The sequence below is a fragment of the Microbulbifer hydrolyticus genome (assembly GCF_009931115.1).
In the GTDB taxonomy this organism is placed as follows: domain Bacteria; phylum Pseudomonadota; class Gammaproteobacteria; order Pseudomonadales; family Cellvibrionaceae; genus Microbulbifer; species Microbulbifer hydrolyticus.
This window is the reverse complement of sequence record NZ_CP047491.1, coordinates 3,905,350-3,926,627: the sequence shown is the minus strand read 5'-3', so window position 1 is coordinate 3,926,627 and position 21,278 is coordinate 3,905,350. Positions and strand designations below refer to the sequence as shown.

Annotated in this window: 17 protein-coding genes; 10 read left to right on the top strand and 7 right to left on the bottom strand. The window is 57.6% G+C overall.

Annotated elements, in window-relative coordinates; genetic code table 11:
- Positions 1 to 13 precede the first annotated feature (13 nt).
- From GTQ55_RS16515 to GTQ55_RS16505, 3 genes are all read left to right on the top strand, one after another.
- Positions 14 to 868 carry a carbon-nitrogen hydrolase family protein gene (locus tag GTQ55_RS16515; RefSeq protein ID WP_161859716.1) on the top strand — a complete coding sequence of 285 codons (855 nt, stop codon included), beginning with the start codon at positions 14 to 16 and terminating at the stop codon, positions 866 to 868.
- A 206-nt stretch (positions 869 to 1,074) separates the two neighbouring features.
- On the top strand, positions 1,075 to 3,519 hold the full coding sequence (locus GTQ55_RS16510) for a TonB-dependent receptor (protein ID WP_161859715.1): 2,445 nt from the start codon (positions 1,075 to 1,077) through the stop codon (positions 3,517 to 3,519).
- A 119-nt stretch (positions 3,520 to 3,638) separates the two neighbouring features.
- On the top strand, positions 3,639 to 5,264 hold the full coding sequence (locus GTQ55_RS16505) for a tetratricopeptide repeat-containing sulfotransferase family protein (RefSeq protein WP_161859714.1): 1,626 nt from the start codon (positions 3,639 to 3,641) through the stop codon (positions 5,262 to 5,264).
- Between the two features lie 54 nt (positions 5,265 to 5,318).
- Here GTQ55_RS16505 and GTQ55_RS16500 read toward each other — a convergent pair whose 3' ends face one another.
- Positions 5,319 to 8,063: a M1 family metallopeptidase gene (locus GTQ55_RS16500; protein ID WP_161859713.1), complete on the bottom strand. Its 2,745-nt coding sequence runs from the start codon at positions 8,061 to 8,063 to the stop codon at positions 5,319 to 5,321.
- Between the two features lie 325 nt (positions 8,064 to 8,388).
- A complete protein-coding gene (locus tag GTQ55_RS16495; RefSeq protein WP_161859712.1) occupies positions 8,389 to 9,948 on the bottom strand; it encodes an alpha/beta fold hydrolase in 1,560 nt (519 codons plus the stop codon).
- Positions 9,949 to 10,304: 356 nt separating this feature from the next.
- On the opposite strand from GTQ55_RS16495, the gene GTQ55_RS16490 reads away from it, so the two are divergent.
- A complete protein-coding gene (locus tag GTQ55_RS16490; RefSeq protein ID WP_183946708.1) occupies positions 10,305 to 11,885 on the top strand; it encodes a hypothetical protein in 1,581 nt (526 codons plus the stop codon).
- Between the two features lie 90 nt (positions 11,886 to 11,975).
- On the opposite strand, the gene gloA2 is transcribed toward GTQ55_RS16490, so the two are convergent.
- Both gloA2 and GTQ55_RS18065 read right to left on the bottom strand, forming a co-directional pair.
- Positions 11,976 to 12,359 carry an SMU1112c/YaeR family gloxylase I-like metalloprotein gene (gene gloA2, locus GTQ55_RS16485; RefSeq protein ID WP_161859711.1) on the bottom strand — a complete coding sequence of 128 codons (384 nt, stop codon included), beginning with the start codon at positions 12,357 to 12,359 and terminating at the stop codon, positions 11,976 to 11,978.
- 12 nt (positions 12,360 to 12,371) lie between these two features.
- Entirely contained in the window at positions 12,372 to 12,500 is a 129-nt protein-coding gene (locus tag GTQ55_RS18065) for a hypothetical protein (protein ID WP_260182303.1), read from the bottom strand.
- A 167-nt stretch (positions 12,501 to 12,667) separates the two neighbouring features.
- Here GTQ55_RS18065 and GTQ55_RS16480 point away from each other — a divergent pair, with 167 nt between their 5' ends.
- From GTQ55_RS16480 to GTQ55_RS16470, 3 genes are all read left to right on the top strand, one after another.
- A complete protein-coding gene (locus GTQ55_RS16480) occupies positions 12,668 to 13,480 on the top strand; it encodes a LytTR family DNA-binding domain-containing protein (RefSeq protein ID WP_161859710.1) in 813 nt (270 codons plus the stop codon).
- Between the two features lie 86 nt (positions 13,481 to 13,566).
- Positions 13,567 to 14,097 (top strand): cytochrome b, encoded by a 531-nt coding sequence (locus tag GTQ55_RS16475; RefSeq protein WP_161859709.1) that lies wholly within the window; start codon positions 13,567 to 13,569, stop codon positions 14,095 to 14,097.
- A 3-nt stretch (positions 14,098 to 14,100) separates the two neighbouring features.
- Positions 14,101 to 15,333 (top strand): erythromycin esterase family protein, encoded by a 1,233-nt coding sequence (locus GTQ55_RS16470; RefSeq protein WP_161859708.1) that lies wholly within the window; start codon positions 14,101 to 14,103, stop codon positions 15,331 to 15,333.
- 147 nt (positions 15,334 to 15,480) lie between these two features.
- On the opposite strand, the gene GTQ55_RS16465 is transcribed toward GTQ55_RS16470, so the two are convergent.
- The 3 genes from GTQ55_RS16465 to GTQ55_RS16455 are packed head-to-tail and all read right to left on the bottom strand — an operon-like array spanning position 15,481 to position 16,927.
- The gene (locus GTQ55_RS16465; protein ID WP_161859707.1) at positions 15,481 to 15,726 is read right to left on the bottom strand and encodes a DUF2164 domain-containing protein; all 246 of its coding nucleotides are present in this window, start codon (positions 15,724 to 15,726) and stop codon (positions 15,481 to 15,483) included.
- Between the two features lie 19 nt (positions 15,727 to 15,745).
- Positions 15,746 to 15,970 carry a DUF7661 family protein gene (locus tag GTQ55_RS16460; RefSeq protein WP_161859706.1) on the bottom strand — a complete coding sequence of 75 codons (225 nt, stop codon included), beginning with the start codon at positions 15,968 to 15,970 and terminating at the stop codon, positions 15,746 to 15,748.
- A gap of 9 nt (positions 15,971 to 15,979) precedes the next feature.
- Positions 15,980 to 16,927 (bottom strand): LysR family transcriptional regulator, encoded by a 948-nt coding sequence (locus GTQ55_RS16455; RefSeq protein WP_237567734.1) that lies wholly within the window; start codon positions 16,925 to 16,927, stop codon positions 15,980 to 15,982.
- 151 nt (positions 16,928 to 17,078) lie between these two features.
- Here GTQ55_RS16455 and GTQ55_RS16450 point away from each other — a divergent pair, with 151 nt between their 5' ends.
- The 3 genes from GTQ55_RS16450 to GTQ55_RS16440 all read left to right on the top strand — a co-directional run bounded on the left by GTQ55_RS16450 (position 17,079) and on the right by GTQ55_RS16440 (position 21,133).
- Positions 17,079 to 18,536 (top strand): NAD-dependent succinate-semialdehyde dehydrogenase, encoded by a 1,458-nt coding sequence (locus GTQ55_RS16450; RefSeq protein WP_161859705.1) that lies wholly within the window; start codon positions 17,079 to 17,081, stop codon positions 18,534 to 18,536.
- Between the two features lie 122 nt (positions 18,537 to 18,658).
- Positions 18,659 to 19,972 carry an omega-aminotransferase AptA gene (gene aptA, locus GTQ55_RS16445; protein ID WP_161859704.1) on the top strand — a complete coding sequence of 438 codons (1,314 nt, stop codon included), beginning with the start codon at positions 18,659 to 18,661 and terminating at the stop codon, positions 19,970 to 19,972.
- A 342-nt stretch (positions 19,973 to 20,314) separates the two neighbouring features.
- A complete protein-coding gene (locus GTQ55_RS16440; protein WP_161859703.1) occupies positions 20,315 to 21,133 on the top strand; it encodes a DUF6515 family protein in 819 nt (272 codons plus the stop codon).
- Positions 21,134 to 21,278: the final 145 nt, after the last annotated feature.

Sequence of the window (21,278 nt, the reverse complement as noted above, 5' to 3'; positions counted from 1 at the left end):
AGGAACCGGTGTGATGAGTAGCAACCGCAAGTCATTCGGAATCGCAGCATTGCAATTGAAGCTCGACGAGGCGGACAACCTCGAACTGCTGCTGCAGAAGATCCAGCGCACCAAGCTGCGCTACCCGTGGGTCAAGATGATCGTGCTGAGCGAGCTGGCCCTGCGCGGCGTGGGCGCACAACACGCCCGCGAGCTGCCCTCCGCGGAGGAAGAGGCTTTCTGTCGGAGCGCGCGCGAACTGGGCATCTGGTTGATCCCGGGTTCCATGTACGAAAAGTGTGGCAGTGCGGTCTTCAATACCACCCCGGTAATCAATCCCGCAGGCGAAGTGATTGCTCGCTACCGCAAGATTTATCCGTTCCTGCCCTACGAAAAGGGCGTTACCGCAGGGGACCAGTTTGTGGTGTTCAATGTCCCGGAGGTGGGCCAGTTTGGTGTCTCCATCTGCTACGACATGTGGTTCCCGGAAACCACACGCGCCCTGGCCTGGCTGGGTGCCGAAGTGATTATTCACCCCACCAAGACCGATACCATCGATCGCCTGGATGAACTTTCCATCGTGCGCGCCAGCGCGTCCACCAACCAGTGCTACATCGTCGATGTGAATTCCGCCGGAGCCCAGGGCGTCGGCCGCTCGATTATCGTCGGTCCCGAGGGAGAGACTATTCACGAGGCCTCTGTGGAGGAGGAAGTTATCGCATTCTCCATAGATGTGGAAAAAGTTACCAGAGTGCGTGAGCGCGGTATGAAGGGGCTGGGGCAAGCATTGAAAAGTTTCCGCGACGGCAAGGTGCGCTATCCGCAATACGAGCCGGGCGCCGTCTCTCCCGCGCTGGAGGGGCTCGGCGAGCTCAAAGTGCCGGATTAGGCCCGCACTAATAGGCCCGTACTAAAAAGAATTCATTTTCACAGGATGAGTAATTGGGAACCCAAAACTGGATCAGTCGTAATAGACTAACTGGTACTAGGTTCAAGCCAGGATCCACGTATAAAAATTGTAGTAAGCAGAAAGCCGGCGCAGTTTGGCCTGCAGATATCTTTTAAAAAACGGAACCAGACCTAGCAGAGGGCATCATGAAACAACCGATCAAGCAGGGGTTTAGCAAAACTACACTGGCTAGTGCCGTCGCAGCAGTATCCGCCGGTTCACTGTTCGCCATTCCGCAGATTACGCTCGCACAGGAGTCGGTGATCGAAGAAGTGATAGTGACCGCCACGCGCCGCGCGCAAAGTGTGCAGGATATTCCCTACAATATTTCTGCGGTAAACGGCGACGAACTCGAGGCCGGGCAGATCACCGACGCGGCTGAGATGATGCGCAGCATTCCCGGTTTGACGGTGGTGGATCGCGGCTACCGGAACTCGGGAACCGTCAACGGAGTGATCATTCGCGGTATGAACGTCGACAGTGGCGCAAACGGCGATGTCCCTCTTTCCGCCGTGCCGACGGTAGCGACCTACGTTGATGACACCCCTCTGTACGGCAATTTTATCCTCAAGGACATTGAGCGCGTCGAGGTACTGCGCGGACCGCAGGGCACACTCTATGGCTCCGGCTCGCTGGCCGGTACTGTCCGTTACATCATGAAGAAGCCGTCGACCGAAGAGTTTGAGGCGCGGGTAGGTAGCAGTGTCAGCCAGACAGAAGGGTCCGGCGGCTTAAATTTCAGTGCGGATACCGTGGTCAACATTCCTCTTGGCGACAAGGCCGCGCTGCGCGCTTCTGCGGGCATGATCGATAACGACGGTATCGTCGATTATACCAATGTGTATGCACTAGATTCGCAAGGCGCGCCCGTGGCGGCCGGTGGCGACATTGCCAATGGCGCACCGGTATTTCGCAGTGTCGAAGATGCCGATACCGTGGACATTACTTATGCCCGCGCTTCCTTGCTGATCGAGCCCAACGATCAGTTGAGTGTGCAGCTTTCCCACCAGATGCAGAGCGACGAGATCGGCGGGCGCCGCCAGGTCACCCGCGGCTCAAACTGGGTGAGTGGGGAAGAAGCGTTCTACGATGACTACGAGAATGGCGCGGTAACGCTTGAGCCGTCCGAGCGGGATGTCTCCCTTACCGCACTGGAAATCTCTCTGGATATGGGTTTCGCCACCTTCACTTCCAGCACCTCAAGCTATTCCCACGATGGCATCGCGATCAGCGACAACTCCGGATTCTACGCCCAGAACGACTGGTTCGGTGCCTATTACGGTGGCTCGCCGCGGCCGCTGGCGAAAGCCGAGCGCTTCTACGATGACAGTGCGCTGGTGCAGGAAATCCGCCTAGTCTCCAACGGTGACCAGTTTATAGACTGGGTGGCGGGCTTCTTCTACATGGATCAGGAGAGCAACGCCGGCCAGAACAGTTATATGCCGGGGTGGGCTGCCTGGGCCGCCGAAGCCCCGTCAGCTTGGGGCGTTGGCGATAGCGTCGCCGAAGATTTCGCATTCTACGGCGCCAATGTTCAGGACCAGGACTTCTATTTTCGCCGCAACCAGAGTTTTACCGACGCGGCCATCTTCGGTGAAACCACATTCAATTTTTCCGACACCTTCCGTATGACCCTCGGCCTGCGTCACTTTGACAACGAGCTGACCAACGACAGCGTGCTGCAGTTGCCGATCTGGCCGGAGCCCGAGGAGGACACCCGCGCGAGCTTTACTACCGAGGAAAATGACACCCTGCTGAAGGCCAATGTCTCCTGGGATATGAGCGCGGACACCATGTTGTACGCAACGGTTTCGGAGGGCTATCGCCGCGGCGGTGCCAATGCGGTGCCCTTGATTGGCGGCTTTGCGGAGAGCCCGGATTACCTGCAATACGGCTCGGATCAGGTGATGAATTACGAGCTGGGTGTGAAGGGAACCACCGATGCGCTGCGCTACACGGTGTCGGTGTTCCGGATGGACTGGACCGATCCCCAGCTCAATACCTCAACCGCAAACTGGGGCTTCTTCGCAGCGGTCAATGGCGATGAAGCCAGAACCCAGGGGCTTGAGGTTGAGCTGCAGGGCGACCTGACCGAGAGTATCGGCTATAACCTCGGTTACGCGTTTGTCGATGCGGAGCTCACGGCTGACTTCTACAAACCGTATGGCAACTGGCAAGGTGATGGCATCACCGGTGAGTACATTGTCGCCGAGTCCGGCGCGGAATTGCCCGGGACAGCCGAGCATACGCTTTCGGTATCTATGGACCACACTGCTACGGTCGGTTCATATACCCTGATCAGCCGCTTGAATGGCTACTATCAATCAGAAACCTCAAACTCTATTGGTGGGGGTGTAACTGCCGCAGAGTTCGATGCGTTCCAGCTGTGGAACCTGAGCAGCACGCTGGTGGCCGAGGATTGGGATATTACCCTGTATGCGAAGAACCTCTTCAATGAAGACGGTGTCACCGGTGCCCTGACTGAAGCGCATATGGGTACCGACCCCGCAGAGAATTTCTACGGCAACTCATCCAAGGACTATATCAGTTTACCGCGCACCCTCGGTATGTCCGGTCGCTATCACTTCTAACGGTTCATTGTTGCTTCATCATCATGTGGCATTTGGCCGGCCCTCTGGGCCGGCTTTTTTATGGGTCGGAAACGGGTACACTCCTTTCTAAAAACCAATAATCGATCAAGTTGGATACCATGCAGCTGAAAGCCGACCCGAGCAGTGAAGTAAAGCGTGCATACACTATCGCCCGGAAATATTTCCAGGCGGGGAACCTGCGCGCTGCACAGCAGGCTGCAGAAGCGTTACTGCAGGCCACCCCACAGTTTGCCAGTGGTCGGCGTCTGTATGCCGATATCCTGGTTGGCCTCGGTCAATTTCCAGCGGCCAGAGCCCAGCTGGAAAAGGCGCTTGCGCTGTTTCCTCACGACACTGTTGGACGTCGGCCGATACATCTGCATATGGCGACCACGTTCATTCGTGAGGGCGACATGGCCGGTGCCCTGGGGGTGCTTCAGTCTCCGGATCTGGCGCCAGAAGGGGATCTTGAGGCTGGGGTGCTTACCCAGCTGGGGTATCTGCTGACGCTGTGTGAATCCCATCAGAAGGCGCTGCAGATATTTGAGGCTGCGCTGAGCAAACGGCCCGATGACCCCCTGTTTCTGTTCAACTGCGCCGCGGCCAATCGCGCAATGGGCAACCTTGAGCGCGCCGAAGCACTGTACGATCGCGCTCTCGCACTGAATCCGGAGGATTGGGAGGCTTACAAAAACCGCTCCGATCTGCGCAAGCAAACCGCCGACAGCAATCATGTGTCCGAGCTTCGCCAGCAACTGCAGCGAAAAGACCTGCCCGCGGTGGCAAGCGTGCAATTGCACTTTTCCCTGGCGAAGGAATATGAGGACCTCGGGGATTATCCTGCGAGCTTTGACTGCCTGCAGCGGGGGTGTCAAACGCGCCGTAAAACCATCGACTATCAACTGGGCCGGGATCAGTCGGTCATGTCCGGTATTGCCGATAGATTTGGCCCTGGGTTTCTGGCGGGTGGTGATGTAGCCGAATCCCAGGGGCAGGAGGTGATTTTTATACTCGGAATGCCCCGCACCGGTTCCACGCTTCTCGATCGCCTGCTGTGTGCATCGGGAGAAGTGGATTCTGCTGGTGAGCCCGACACCTTTGCCCGCATGTTATTGCGGCAGGCCAATACCACCGGTGAGCGGAATGGTGGCAGCAATGTGATCCTCGATGCGGGAGAAGACCTGAACATCGGTGAGGTGGGTGCTGCGTATGTTAGACAGCTGGCCGCACGCGCACAGTTGGCGGGTGCCAGCAGAATCATCGACAAGAACCCGATGAACTTTCTCTACCTTGGCTGGATTGCCCGTGCATTGCCTGGAGCGAAAATTATCCATCTGCGTCGCAACCCGATGGATACCTGCTACGCAATATACAAAACGCTGTTTAAGAGCGCCTATCCGTTCTCTTATGATCAGGTCGAGCTGGCCGGATATTACGCAGCCTATCGTACCCTGATGCGTCACTGGAAAAGCGTGTTCAACGATCGAATCATTGAAGTGCACTACGAAGACCTGGTGACCGATTTATCGGCTGAGGGAAAAAAACTATACGAAGCGTGCGGGCTCGCGTGGCACGACAGTGTCATGGATGCCTATTACACGCAGGGCAAAGGCACGGCGACGGCCAGTGCGGCCCAGGTGCGGCAACCGGTTTATCGCTCATCGGTGAATAAGTGGCATCATCTGCACGAACAATTAGCCCCGATGCAGGAAATTCTTACACAGGCCGGGATTGTCTATGAGTGAGGTCTGGTGAATGTGAAATGGCAGCCTGGGCCGCCATTTCGATGAGTCCGGGATCTATTTCAAACTCCCAATCAACTCCTGCCCCCTGTCCTTTAGCGCCATACACAGATTAATTCCTTCCTCGGTCTGGTCCAGTGCGCGCTCGTATCCGGGCACCAGCTTCTGCTGCTGGGTGAACAGCATCTGTACCTGTTTCAGGGACTGCTGGTCGCAGAAGTTGGCGGCGAAGCGCGGAGTGTTGCGCCGCCACTGCTCGGGTATTTTGTTGACCACAGCGGCAAAATTATCCGTCAGCCACTGCCAGTTGCGTGCCTGTAGTGCAGGTTCTGCAAGGGCGTTCTGGATCAGGCCGAAGGCTTCCCGCGCGCCCATGCTGTCGCCCAGGGCCAGGCTGTGGATGGTATCCAGTTGCGAGGGATCGGTCACACGGCCGATGGCGTTTGCACTGGCATTTTCGAACAGTGGATCGTCCAGCTCACCGCGCATCTTGATCAGGTGATCGAGAAAGTCCTTGCCAGAGTCCTGAATGGCGACGGTAAGGGCACTTTCATACAGGTCGGAGTCCAGGGCCTTGGGGTTCCGTTCATCGCCAAAACCGGTAAATTGCTCCGCCTGTTGCTGCAATTGCTTGCGGATGTCCTGATCCTGCGCCTCCAGCGCGAGGAAGCCGAGCAAGCGGCTGCGCAGCAGTTTACTTTCCGAGTCACTGGCATCGGCCAGAGTCTGCGCCTTTTTTGCGTAGAGTTTTTTCAGGAACGCGCGCCAGTTGCCGGCAGTGCCGTCGTCCAGATAGTGGTCGGAATACTTTGCCAGGTAGCCCAGTGGTGCTTCCACCACCTGGCGTTTGTCCGACGTGGCGGACAGGCGCACAACCTCCAGCAAGATTTCCGGTTTGAGCGCGCCGGTCTCGAAGGCTGCGAAGGCGCTGTCAATCATGGCCAGGCGCTCGGTGGGCGTCAGTCCCTCGAACTGCGCCAGCAGGGCCTGCCAGTTTTTCTCATCCATCGCGAAGCGGTAGTAGCCACTGCCGTTGGCATTGGGCATTACCCAGGTGGGGCAGGTTCCGTCGGAGATATCGATTGCCTGCTGGCTGTCGGTGAGGAATTCACATTGCTGCAGGCCATCATTGCCGCGCATACAGAATGGAATACTCCACTGTTGATTCGTATCGGCGATGGGTGAACCCAATGGTTTGTAGCGTTCCTGCTTTACCCGCACCTTTGCCGCGCCTTCACTGTTGCAATCGAGCGTTACGGTGAGAAGAGGAACGCCTTTCTGTTCGACAAAGGTGCGAAAGGCCTCGGTAAGCTGGGGGCTGTTGGTCTCGTCACCGATCACTTTGTAGAAGTCCGGTGAATCGGCCACGCCGTCGGCAAACGTTTCGATATAGCGGCCAAGTGCCGGGCGGAAAGTATCCGCGCCGAAGTACTCGTCCACCATGTGGATGACGCCAAGGCTTTTTGAATAGGTGATGGCATCGTAGGCGTTGCGGATATTGTTGTTGTCGGTAATCGGCTCGCGAATGGCGCGGGTACTGGCGAGGGAATCCAGTTGCATCGCGCTTATCGCGCGCACCGCGGCGTTCAGATCGTGGCCGCCGTCCGGCTCCATGATGGTCAGTGCCAGCGGGGTGCCCCAGGTGGAGAAGCCTTCCTTCAGCCACAGATCGTCCCACCAGGGTGGGGTGACAAGGTTGCCGAACCACATATGCGCGATCTCATGGGCATGCACGCCGAGCAGGGCCAGGCGCAGGCCGGGTGCAGGCTCGTCGCCTTCTACCAGGATGCGCTGTTCGCGGTAGGTGATGGCGGCGGAGAGTTCGGTAGCACCGCTGGGCCACTGGGGGGCGGCGATGATATCGAGTTTGCGAAAGGGGTAGGGGCGTTGCAGTTGCTCCTCAAAAATACGCAACATTTCCGGGGTCTTATCCAGTACATACGCCATGTCCTTACCGCGCCCCTTGCGTGCGAATCCGCGCAGCGGCAGTGGTTCCTTGCGGTATTTGTTCGCGGGAATGGCCGGTCGCTCGACCATATCAAACGGACCTACGGCGAGGGATAGCAGGTAGGTGGGCATGGGGCGGGTCTGGGAAAAGGTGACCTTTTCCATACCGTTGCCCGCATCCACGCGCTCACTTTCCGGGCCGTTGCTGATGGCTTTGTAGCCTTTGGGGATGGTGAGACTGATGTCGTAGGTGGCCTTGAGGCCGGGCTCGTCGAAGCCGGGCAGGAAGCGGCGGGCCTGGATGGATTCGGATTTTGCCAGGGCGTAGGCGTCGCCTTTCTCTTCGACCTTGAACAGGCCGGCGAGGTTTTTGTCGAACGGGGCGCTGTACTGGATGCGCAGGGTGATTTTCCCTGCGGGGATGCCGCCGGCGAAGTCGACGCGCACCACGCCGCTGTCTAGCATCTGGCGGTAGTGGGCGGGGACTTCTTTGTTACCTTCTGAGGGTACGATGCCCTTGATTTCGGCGACGTCGATGTTGTTGCCGTGCATCCAGATATGGTCGGTAGCGTTGTCCACTTCGATGTCGATTTCGACCTGGCCGTGGAAGGTATCTTCACGGGGGTCGAGGGTGAGGTCGAGGCGGTAGGCGGTGGGGCGTACGCCGTCGGGGAGCTTGCCGGCAGGTGGTTGCTCTGCGACGCCGGGCCTGGATTCTGTTTCAGCGGTGGTCGCTTGTTGGCTTGTGTTGGAAGTTTCCGATGTGGGTTTATCCACAGCGTTTTTATTTTCAGCCCCACAGGCGGTGAGGAGTATCAGTCCGGCAAACAGGGCCGGAAGGGTAAGAATGCGCATGGTAAATCTTTGCTTTGGAATGGTTGGTTCGCTGGTCTTTCCTATTGTAGCGGGTCGGGGGAGCGGGTTTGCAGAGGTAGTGGGTTCGGTTGAGCCCTGCGCCAGTTCAGTGGAGCACGGTCTGGGGTTGCGTGGCGTCTGTGCACCGGGTATCCGTTTTCAAAACCGCTGTAGACCCATCCATGGGCGCTGCGGCGGCGACGTCCCTGTCGCCGACGCTTTTGAAAACGGATCCCCGGCACTCAGCCTTCTCATCGAATTTCAGAACCCTGAAGACTCGCCTCCAGTCCTTTCCCTTCGCTTCAGGTGCTGGACTTAGTAGCGATTACAAATGCGGAATCGTCAGCACCGACTGCCGATCGCGCCGATAAGGCACTTCAATTTCATAGTTTCTATCTTCCAGCTTCTGGTAAATCGCACCCTCGGTATCGATGGCGAGTGTCACCACGTGCCCCGGTGGTACGTCGTAGGAGGTGGTGAAGAGTTCAAGGGAGATTTTCTGGGCCTTGCCCACCTGTGCGTTGCGCAAGGTGATGGGCGCGTGGGTGATGAGGCGGCCCCAGCCCAGCGGGTCGGTGTCGTAGAGGTGTACGTGCAGTTGCACTTCCGGCTTGCTGGGTTTTATCCACATGTCGAGAGTTGGCGTGCCACGAATTTTGAACGTGCTCCAGTGGACCGGAGAGTTGTATTCGATTGCGTAATAGCCGTTGATACCGGTCATGTTGGTAAACACCGGGATACCAAAACCTTCGAGTGCATCGGAGATCAATGGAATGCCGGTGCCGGCCTTGGTGTCGGCGCCGCCATGGAAGTCGTTGTTCCAGCCCCAGCCGTTATACGCTCCGGTTTTCATGCGGGCATTGTTGAAGTAGCTGAGCCGTGGGTGCAGGTAGTAGTTGGTGGCTTTTTCGGTAACCGGAAAGTCGTCGAACTGTTCGAGCTTGTTACTGATGCGAACCGTCATGTCGACTTTGGGTTCGCGGTCGATGCCGTTGGCATCGCCTTTTACAAAGTGATCGAACCAGCGGAAGCTGGTGGCCCAGATGTGTCCCTGGTTTCCGCCCAGGGTTTCGCCGATGGCATGGGTGCCGGGGTTGAGCATGAGCTTTTTGGGAACGTCCAGCAGGGAGTAGAGCTGGGTCATGCTGTTGGGTTTGAACAGGTAGTCGGCAAAGTTGTTGGACATCAGCACCGCGGTGCCATTGGCGTTAAGCTCGTCGACATAGCTCAGTGCAGAGCGCGGTGCGGAGAAGTCATAAATGTTGTCGATATTTGTGCTATTGCGCAGGTTGCTCCAGATCACATCAACGGCGGGGTCCAGGTTGAACGCGGTAAGGGTAAGCAGGCTGCCCCACACCAGGTTGACGGTTTCATTGGGGTAGAGGCCTTCGACGATGTCGGACCATCCCGAGAGCGCGGCGACCGCGTCGATTCGCGGATCCTGGGCGGCGAGTACCAGTGAGGTGCCGGCGCCGTAAGAGATGCCGGCAGCGCCGAGGTTGCCGACGGGGTAGTGGGACTCCAGCCAGTCGATCAGGGCTTTACCGTCGGCAATGGTAGCGGGGCCGGTGACGTCCACGGTCCCACCGGAGACACCGAAGCCGCGGGTGGAGTAACTCATTACCAGGTAGCCGTTCTCCGCCAGCTCCCTGGCCTGAAGCAGATACTGATGTTTGTCGAGTGCCCAGCTGTTGGTAAACAGTATGGTGGGGTAGCCGTCGGCCGGGGGTGGGGTCTCGGGCACAAACAGGTTTGCGTCTATTTCGGTGCCGTCAAAGCTCACGATATCCAGATCGGCAATGAAGGTAGGGGCGGCCTCGGAGGTGGCGGTAAAACCGGCCATCAGGGCACCGGCGAGCAGCGCCGGCAGGGCGATTGTCTTCATGTTTTCTCTCAGCATTTATTGTCTTTATTAATGGCGTCATCGCGTCGACCCGCTGCTTTGGCTGGCCGAACCCGTGCAGTCTAGAGGGCGTGGGGAGAGAAAATTCGGGGATTTCGCCGCGATTTTCAGTGACTGTGAAGGATTTATCAGTCATTGGCGTGTTGATTTACGTGAAACTCAACGGTCACTTTCTGACTACATATGACTGTCGGGTCTTTAGACTTTCTGTGAATATCAGGTTCTGCTTTCAGATTGTTCTTTTTTTAACCAGTGAAAACAGGTATTGTGGCTTCTCGCGCAACACTGCTTAAAAAACAGTCAGTTGTAATTCCAGCGAAAGAACGGGTGACCAGAATATGTTTTCACGATTCATAGCGTCCTTAGTCGTATTTTCCAGTGCGCTGTTGTTTGCCGGTAAAACCCTGGCAGATAACCTGGCGGCTGATACCTGGCACCAGATTGACAGCGCCAACTTTCGCATCGTCACCAACGGTGACCCCAATGCGGTGCGCTCGCTCGCGGAAGACCTGGAGCGTTATCGCGCAGTGGCGCTGAACCTGCTGGGTGCGAATGATGACGGTGCCAAGCTGACCATCTATGCTGCGGCCGACCGTGAGAGTTACGCCGGGCTGGTGGGCGAGGACCTGTCCGAGCTGACCAATGGTCTGTTCGATACTACTTCCGAGGGCAGCTATGCCCTGGTGAATCTGGATGGCCGCACCGGCGAGCGTCAGCTGGAAGCGCGGGAATTCCTGTTTCACGAGTACACCCACTTCCTGAGCTATAACGGCACCACCACGCATTACCCGTACTGGTACAGTGAGGGTTTCGCTGAATTCATGTCCACCATGAGCTTTGGCCCGGGCCGTGAGTACCGGATCGGTGCGATCCCCGGTGAACGCGCCATGACCCTGCTGTACACCGCGCCGGTGCCCCTGCAGGAACTGCTGCGCGCCACCGTGCACAACACGCCGGATGAAGAGAAAGGCCGGGTGTATGCCAGTGGCTGGATGCTCGCGCACTGGATTGTGATGAAGAGCGGCAAGACCGAAGAATTCAAGCAGTTCGTCAAGGATTACAACAACGGCGCTGACCCGGTAGAGGCGCTGAGTAAAAACCTTGGCATGTCGATCGGTGAAATCGAGAAGGTCTACAACGAACAGTTCCAGAGCGGTAGCTTTGCAATGGCCCGCGGTGAGGTTCCTGCCAATTTCAAATCGGTTCGTCCGAAGGTAAAGGTAATGAGCGGGCAGCAGACTGTTGTTGAGCTGGCACGCTTCATGGTGAAGTCTGGCTATAACATCGACGGACTGAAGGCATTGGTGAAATACGCCGAGAGCAACAATGTGTATACCCCGGAACTGACTGCGGTACGTGCGGATGCGGCTACTCGTGCGGGCGATTTTGACAGCGCTGTCCATTTGTTGGCACGCGTCGCTCCGTCGGACCGCAACAACTTCTGGTACCAGAAGGCCCAGGCCTGGTTGTGGCTCAACCGCGAGATCAGTTCTTTCGGTGGTGACCGCAGCAAGAAAATGCTGAAAAAGGCCCGCGATAAATTTGTACAGCTGGTTAACAACCATTCCGAGGAGGCGATGAACTGGTACGGCCTTGCCATCACCATGGAGATGCTGGGTTACCCGAAAAAGCAGTACGTGGAAATGCTGGAGCAGGCTTACCTGCGTGCGCCGCGCGAACTGCACATTGCCCAGTGGATGGCCCAGGAACTGTATAACCAGAAGGATGCGGAGTACTTTGCCGAGGTGGCGCAGCCGCTGATGCTGGAGCTGACCAACGAGGCCGAGTACAACCAGATGAAAAACATGCTGGCTGAGCTGAAGCCCTCTACAGGCGACAAGGCGAAAATCCAGGGCAACGCGATGGTGAAAGACAATAAGCGGTCGTCTTCCGGGACTGCCGCCAAGGCGACTCCTTAATAGGAGACGGTTTAATCTGCCCCGTGGGTGGAGTATTTGAGGGGAGCCTGGCTCCCCTTTTTTTATCAATTCCGAAAAGTCTGCGGCAAATTAAAGTTCGTAGAGTTCCAGCGGCAATCCGTCCGGGTCGCTGAAAAAGGTAAAACGTCTGCCGGTGTATTCGTCCACTCGCACTGGTTCAACTTTCACACCCTGTGCTTCCAGAAAATTCTTGCAGGTCAGCACCGATTCCACCGCAAATGCGAGGTGCCGCAAGCCCTGTGCTTCCGGGTAACTGGGGCGTGCGGGCGCATCGGGGAAGGAAAAGAGCTCTATCTGGCTGCCATCGGGTAAAGCCAGATCGAGCTTCCACGAGTCCCGTTTCTCGCGATAATTTTCTGCAACGATCTTGAGGCCGAGTATTGCGGTATAGAAGCGCTTTGACTGACCGTAGTCGGAACAGATTATGGCGGCGTGATGAATGGATTTCAGCATGGCAGTACCTGCTCAATTCTCCAGTGGGGTTCGTCGAGGCAGTGCGCAGTACAGGTTGAAAGCCCGCAGACTCTTGCCATACAGGTCGGCAGCAGTGGCTGTGGCGCCGGTAAGGGCGTTGCCTTGTGCGTCTTTGATCATAAGTTTGCCCTGGGAGGCAGGAGGATTCGGAAAGCTTAGCGTATGAATAGTGGCGCTTGTGGGTAGGCGCGTCGGGCCGATTGGAAAGCGCTGCCACTACCGGTGATTTGAAAAGTCCGTTGCCTTTGTTAACGTACGTGCCAAGTAAAGGACCTACCTATTTGATCATGACTGCGTTATCCCAAATCTGGAAAGGCTGGCTCTCCCCGTACACACGGATGGGCGTTATCTGGGTTGCCTTCTTCCTTTTGTACAACCTCTACTGTTATTTCTGGCGCCACTACATCGGCGGCGCGCGCTATGACTTTATCGATTCACAGATCTTCTGGGTAAAGGAGTGGGGTGTCTTGCTGTCGCTCAGTGCGGTAGGGATGGCGATGAAGGTTCAATGTCAGCGATCAATCTCCGCTGCGCAGGCTGTTGTGGCGTTTGTCGTGGTGTACTTGTTCAGCAGCGTGACCCGGGTTCTGATCGATTACGATTTCTTTGGCCACAACTGGGGGGCCTCCCTTGTCGGCATGGCCCCCAAATATTTGCTCGCCGCGGCGCTGGTCTGTGTGGGCCTGTGGATCTCTATGCGGCCCGTGCGGGAAACCCGCCCTGTATCTCCCGCCGGTGATGCCGCCAGTGATGCCGCAAGTGATGTGCTCGAGGTGGAGCATCGGGGTCTGACAAGGCCCTTGCCATTGGCGCATATCCATTATGTGAGAGCGGCCGGCAACTATGTGGAGATTCACGCCGACGGCAAATACTACATGAAGCGCAGCACCATCAAACAGCTTGCCGAGTCGCTCCCGGACACTCGGTTTATGCGTGTGCACCGCAGCTTTATCGTAAACCTCGATCGGGTAGAGCATTTGTGTAATGCGGAAAACGGCGCCGCCTACCTGCTGCTTGTGGGGCAGGAAAAAGTGACCGTGAGCAAGGGTTACAAAGGCGCCGTCAAAGCGCGGCTATCCGCCCGGTCGATTCATCCCTGATTCAGTCGATTCGTCACAATTCCCTTAAAATCAATCACTTGGTGAATATCCTGAGCCCAAATTCCAAGCGAATGGTAGAGGCATAAATGGATAGAAACCTGCAAAACACACATCGCCTGCTGCACTGGGTCATGGCGGTCCTGGTGATCACCCTCGTATCACTGGGCTACTACATGACGACTTACCAGCAGTTCCCGTTGTACCACATCCACAAATCACTGGCGGTGCTGGTGGTGCCACTGCTGATGGTCCGCGTCCTTTTGCGAATACGGATCCCGTGGCGGTCAGCCGTGGCGAACACGCCGCGCTGGGTGTCTGCCTACCACTGGTTGCTGCTGGCGGTGTTGCTGGCGATGTTGGTCTCCGGCGTCGCCTACAGTGGTTTCGGCGGTTATGGCATCGCCTTCTTTGGTCTCGAGCTGGTGCCTGCCAACACGGATGCACAACAGCAGTACATCGCATACTCGGCCCCATTGTCAGCGCTAGGGCAGCAGGTGCACGTTAACGCGGGCTACGCGCTGATGGCGCTGGTCAGTTTGCATATTGTTGCAGCGCTCAAGCATCACTTTATCGATCGTGATAACACGCTGTTGCACATGCTTTCAGCGAGGGGGTAAGTGATGACAGTCGTGAAAGATTTACTGGCAGTACTCGGTATGCTGCTGATGTTTACTGCTACAGCAATCGCTCAGGATCGGAATACGGCGTCCCAAGATTTTTCCGATTTACAGGCATTTGGGGAGGCCGTGGGTGACCGCCGCATCGTATTGCTGGATGAGTTGACCCACGGCGAGCGTGAAAACTTTGCGCTGAAGGCACGGCTGGTGCAGTACCTGCACCAGGAAAAAGGCTTCGATGCGCTGGTGATCGAGAGCGGGCTGTTTGACATGGCGCGTATCTGGCAGCAGCCGGACCGGCCGATCAGGGAGCAGGCGCCGGGCAATGTGTTCTACATGTATGCCCATAGCACGTCGGTAATGTCCCTGTTTGACTATATCGACGCGCAGCGGAACGGGGCGCGACCGCTGGAGCTTGCCGGCTTTGACGGACGATTGAGCGGGGAGTATTCCCTTGCCGAGGTAGCTGCGTTTATAAAAAAACAGAGTGCGCGGTATCTTCCTGCGGAAAGCGCGACGGTCAACTGGGTGGAATATCTGGCGATCACACAGGCGGCGCTTGAGCGAGCGCTCGGTGACTTTACGGGCGAGCAGCAGGCTCGATATATTGAGGCCAGTTACCGGCTGATCAGCGGGTTGCGTCGGCTGCACAGTGAGGCTTCCGGGTACGATCGCCCGGATTATGTGGCGCGGCTGCTGCACGGACTGGTGATCGTTGCCCAGAACCTGTGGGGCACGCGTCGCCACGACGAGCATGATATCGCGATGGCCGATAACCTGCGGTGGCTGATGGATACCCGGCTCAGCGGCAAAAAAATTATCGTTTGGGGTCACTTTATCCACCTCAACTACGGCGGTACGGTGCCACGACGCTATGACAACCTCGGTACGCTGCTACAACGTGAATACGGGGAAGACATGTACCTGGCCCATATTGCTGCCAGTGAAGGGCAATACCGCGACTTTGTCGATATGCAGGTGAAGGATATCTCCGCGGGCCAGAGCGCCGTGATAGAGCAGCAGATACTGCATAACAGGAGCGCAAACGGCAGCGAGGCTATATTTCTCGATGGCCCGGCGTTACATAGCGCGGTGCAGGATGCGGATAAAAACGCGAGATTTTACGGTCATCAATATGCCAATGGCATTGGCCCGACGGACTGGAGGCAATACTGGGACGGTATATTTATTTTGCCGCGCAGCTCGGCTTCGGCCGCGCATCCGGGAGCGGAATAGGCTGGCGCAGGTGTTATTCGCACTCAGGAGCGTATCACTGCTCCTGTTAATTTGACGGGCCTGATAGGCTCAGGCTCGTCGCTCACAGGTCGGTGTGCTCGGCCTGTATTCATAAATGTTGGCTTTGTCTGATTGCCCGCGCGGGCCTCAGAGCTCTGGTTGTTCCAGTTCCTGGATGGTGTAACTCAGTTCTTCCGCTTTTTGGGTAAAAACCTGCTGTGCATCGAGCAGGCCACGGTTGTAGAAGGTGGGGCCGATCTCCCGGGCAAAGAAATCGAGTAAAAATTCTGCCTCAAAGCCGCCGATGTCCTGCTGTAGTTCTTCCTCGAAGTACGACTTTATTTTCTCGACGGTACGCTCTATTTGATCTCTTGATAGCTCGATATCTTGCATAAGTTACCGCTGGCGCGAGTTAATTTTTACGAACAAGAAATACGCTCGGGTATTTTTCCGAAGCCCACTCGTGGCACAGGTCATCCAGATATTGGGTGAGCTCTGTTTCAGTGATGTTATCCGGAATGTGTAAGCCTGCACTTCTGCGCTTGCCTTCTGCACCTTGCTGAAATGTGGACCAGCCCCGGCTGCTTTTTTCGACCAGGATCTCTCGTCCGAATACGTTGTACCTGAAGGTTGTCATTTCGCCACTCTAACCACTCACCGCCAATACCTCCAGAAACAGCCGGACCGCCGGCTGTTCGGCGGCGCTGCTCCTGAAGGTCAGTGCGTTCTGGATCTGATAGCGGAAACGTTCTGGGTGGAGTGCCACCAGCTGCCCTCGCTCAACATACGCCTCCGCCAGGTATGCCGGCAGGAAGCCGATGAACCTCCCCGACAGGATCATCGCCAGCCGTGCGGCCATATGGTTGGCGATACTCTTGTGTGGGAACAGCCGGTACAGGTGGGCAGCGCCGGAGAGTACCGCGTGATCGGGGGCGGCGAGCTCCTGCTGTGTGATCAACTCTTCGTCGGCATCAGCCTGACCGCCACATAGGTGGTTGGCTGAGGCGTAGAGCAGCGACTGGTGACTGAACAGCGGATGGTAGCTCAGTCCGGGGCGGCGGGAATGCAGGGGATTGATGCCCACATCGGCGCGGCCGCCAAGGATTTCCAGTTCCAGTTCATGGGGCGCCGCGAGTTTGATATCCAGCTGTAGTTTTGGTGCACGGTCGCGCAATTGCGCAATGGTTGTGGGCATGTCCAGCTGTGGCATCGCGAGCATGTCGTCCGGCAAAACGATGCGCAGCTTTCCCGTGAGCTGTGACTGAATGGCGTTGACCTGGCTTCTGAAGCTGGCCAGATGGCCGTCGAGCTCTTCAATGGCCTGGTAGAGCGCCTCGCCCTCGGGAGTAAGCTTGAAGTCCGCGCGGCCACGGGAGCGAATGCACAGGCGCATACCGAGGCGGGTTTCCAGGTCAGACAGGTGCACACTGATCGTGGAACGGCTGATATTCAGCGCCACTTCCGCCGCGGCCAGTCCGCCCGCCTGCACCACTTCGCGGAAGACTCGCAGTAGCCGCAGGTCCATATCGCTGAGCCGGCCAGAGAAGCTCTGTTTGGAGGCCTGCCTGGGGCCGGGTTGTTTTGTAGGGGCCACGATCAGTCACCGGGTTTGGAGGTCTGGCACCAGCCTAATTTAAAGTTTGGAAAACGTAAATTTTAGTTTCAGAAAATCTACTATTCGGCAGCAGACTACCGGTCCAGAATCCAACTATCGACCGATTTTGCTTGATCTGTAGGGATATTCGATGGAACTGAACACTTGTGTGCAAAACACCAACTTATTGAAGACCCAGAACTTTATCGCCGGTGAGTGGCGGGATGGTGCCGGTAAGTTGGCGGTTACTGACCCGGCCAGTGGCGTCACGCTGGCAGAAATTGCCGATGGCAGCGCGGCGGATGCCGAGCAGGCAGTGGCCGCGGCCCATGCAGCGTTCCCGGCGTGGAGCCGCAAGACGGCGGGTGAACGCGCCGCGGTACTGAAGCGCTGGTACCAGTTGATTGTGGATAACCGTGAAGATCTGGCCCGCCTGCTGACCCTGGAGCAGGGCAAGCCGCTGGCGGAGGCGCTGGGGGAGATCGACTACGGCGCTTCCTACATCGAATGGTTTGCCGAGGAGTGCCGGCGCGCCTATGGACAGACCATCCCCACCCATAATCCGGCCATGCGCCTGCACACCATTCGTCAGCCGGTGGGGGTGGTCACGTGCATTACGCCGTGGAATTTCCCCAATGCCATGATCACCCGCAAGGCCGCACCGGCGCTGGCTGCCGGCTGTACGGTGGTGATCAAGCCGGCGGCGGAGACGCCACTGTCGGCGCTCGCACTGTGCGCGCTGGCGGAACAGGCCGGGCTGCCGGCCGGGACCCTGAATGTGGTGGTGGGCAGCGACTCGCCGGCACTAGGTGAGGTGCTGACCCGGGACCCGCGGGTGGCGAAGTTCACCTTCACCGGGTCGACGCCCGTGGGCAAGTTGCTGATGGCACAGTGTGCGAGCACCGTGAAAAAGATGTCGATGGAGCTAGGTGGCAATGCCCCCTTCATCGTGTTTGATGATGCGGATATCGATGTGGCAGTAACTGCCTGTGTTGCCACCAAAATGCGCAATGCGGGCCAGACTTGTGTTTCGACCAACCGGATTTATGTGCACGAGTCGGTGCACGATGCGTTTGTGACGAAGTTGCGTACGCAGCTGGAGTCTCTGGAGCCGGGGCACGGGCTTGAGCAGGGCACGACCCTCGGGCCGATGATTTTCCGGCGCGCGGTGGACCGCGTGCATGGCCTGGTGGAAGAGGCGGTGGCCAATGGTGCGCGCCTGGAACTGGGCGGCGATTTTCTGCCGAACGGGGAGAACTTCTATGCGCCGACGCTGTTGACGCAGGTGCACGACGGGATGCGCATTGCGCGGGAGGAAATTTTTGGGCCGCTCGCAGTGGTACAAACGTTCCGCGATGAAGATGACGTGATTCAGCGCGCCAATAATACGCCGTTCGGGTTGGCGGCGTATGTGATGAGTGAAAACATTCACCGGGCGAACCGTGTGGTTGAGGCGCTGGAATATGGGATGGTGGCTTGCAATGCCGGCGTTTTCTCTACCACAGTGGCACCATTTGGTGGATGCAAGGAATCCGGCATCGGTCGCGAGGGCGGTGTCGAGGGAATGGCAGAATTTTATGAGACCAAATACTGCTGTTACGGGGTGTAAGTTTTTGAACGTGCCGCAAGCGTTTTCTGGTTGAAAACTGTCGCCCGGCACTTTGCCTTCGCATTTGAGATATTTACGTTGTTGAACGCTAACGCTAATTTTACGGAAAACCGGAGTGAACCATGTCCGAACTGAACACCAACGCATTCTGGATGCCCTTTACCCCCAACCGCACCTTCAAGGCGGCGCCCCGTATTGTTGAACGGGCGGAGGGGATTTACCTGTACGATAAATCCGGCCGCAAAATCATCGATGCCACTGCCGGTTTGTGGTGTTCCAATGCGGGTCACTGCCGCAGCGAAATTGCCGATGCCATTTCCGAACAGGCGCGCAAACTGGATTACAGCTCCATCTTTAATTTCGGGCACGAGCTGAGTTTTGAGTACGCAGAGCGCCTGGTGCAGTACACCCCGGATGGACTTAACCGGGTATTCTTTGGTAACTCCGGTTCCGAGGCGGTGGAGTCGGCACTGAAGATTGCGCTGCAGTACCAGCGTGCGCGCGGCAAGGGTACACGCACGATGTTTATCGGCCGTGAGAAGGGTTACCACGGGGTGAATTTTGGCGGTATCTCCGTGGGTGGTATCGCGCCGAATTACCAGTCTTTCGGACAGCCGGTGAAGGCCAACCATTTGCGCCACACACTGGATATCGAGCGCAATGCGTTCACCCGGGGGCTGCCGGAGCACGGGCTGGAGCTGGCGGAGGACCTGGAGCGCCTGGTGACCTTCCACGGGGCGGATCAGATTGCGGCGGTGATTGTGGAGCCGTTTTCCGGAGCCGGCGGTGTGGTCCTGCCGCCCAAGGGCTATCTGAAGCGTATTCGCGAGATCTGTGACCAGCACGATTTGTTGCTGATCTTCGATGAGGTTATCTCAGGCTGGGGCCGTACCGGTTCGCCGTTTGCTTCGCAAGAGTGGGACGTAACCCCGGATATGATGACCTCTGCCAAGGGGATTACCAACGCGACCGTGCCGCTGGGAGCGGTGTTTGTGAACGACAAGATTTACAACACGGTGATGGATGCGGCGGCAGAGGGAATGGTGGAGTTTTTCCACGGGTACACCTATTCCGCACACCCGGTGGCGTGCGCGGCAGGCATGGCGACGCTGGATATTTACGATCGTGAGGGACTGTTGACTCGCGCGTCCGGGGATATCGGCACGCACTGGGAAAATGCGCTGCACTCGTTAGCGGACCTGGACAATGTGATCGATGTGCGCAATTACGGCCTCGTTGGGGCGATTGAGCTGCGCGCTCCAGAGGGTCTCAAAGGGCGTTTCGGTGGCAAGGCGTCGGCGCTGGCCTGGGACGCGGGCGTGATGGCACGTGGGATTGGCGATGCACTGTGCATGTCGCCGCCCCTGATCGTCGAAGCCCACGAGATCGATACCATTGTAAACACGCTGCGCGAGGTGATTTCTGGTCTGGCGTGACAGTGACTCAATCGCTTGCTTCAGTCCAGGCTGAGGCGGGCGGTGCCCCGATTGGTGTGGATACCGGCTGGGGCAATCTACAATCAAGGTGGTAGTCGGCCGTGTAACAAAAGTGCGGGGTCGAAGAGGCCTGTGCGCTCTGTTGCGTTCGCCGGTCATTCAATTGGGCGGCGCCTCCGGCTACCTAGCGCGCGCGGCTTCTGTCCGCTCCGCCTGTTCGTGGCGGCTAGCGGCGAGATGTAGAGGCCGTGCGCTGCTTTTTTTGCCATTTTTCTGAATGCGGGTGGGGATGCAGGGCGCCAGCGTTAAGCGGCTCTGTTTTGTGCAATCTCGAGGTAGCACATGCGCCACGTTCCGCAATTTTCCTGCCAATTTTCCTACCAGGCGCTGTTTCGCCTGCTGTCGGTGTGCCTGTGCGGCGCGCTGCTGGCGTTTTGTTTTGGTGCGACGGCGCAAGTTACGGAAAATTCCAGTGCCGAGTCGCAAGAAGATTATCAGCGCGATCCCAACCGCCAGCGCACGCTTCCCGCCGGTGCCACGCGCCTGACTTTGAGCGGCAATATCTATTACTACCAGGGCGGATATTTTTACCGCAAGGAAGACGACGGTTACCTGCGAGTGGAGCCGCCGCTGGGCGCTGAGCTGACGTTCATTCCCTACGGCAGTACCGGATTCGATATCGACGGGCGACGATTCTTTCTCAGTGGCACCGGCACCTTCTACCGTTACGAGCCCGGACGCCGCCGTTATATCGTGACCACGCCACCCTATGAGTGGCGACGTTACTACAACGGTGACATCGTGGGCTCCTATGAGGAGCGCTTGTACGGCTACCCTGATGAAAACCTGGATGATCTGCGCGACCGCTCCGGAATTCCGCGGGCCTATCCTCCTGGTGCGTTGAGCCCCGACGAGCTGGATGGCGGGGGGGTACCCCTGTTTGAAGCGGACCGCGATCGCGGTCGCAGGCCCTATGCCAATGTGCGGCCTCCCTATGATGCCAGCGGCGAACGCTACGACAATCGCGCGCTCGCGGAGGCCGCCTGCCGCCAGGATGCAATGGATGCCGCACGCCGGGGCAGCAGCCTCGAAAACCAGCGCCTGCGAATCTACCAGCGGGAATACCGCGACTGTATCCAGCGCTATGATCGGCGGCGCTGAGCGCCTGTATATCTCATCTACACTGAATCAGATGTGGTCCCCGGGCATGTTTCTGGCAGCGTAAAGGTCATTGCGCTCACATGCAGGGGGCACACAGGTACCCGATCGGTACTGGGATCCGCGGTAAGGATGCAGTATCGGTAAC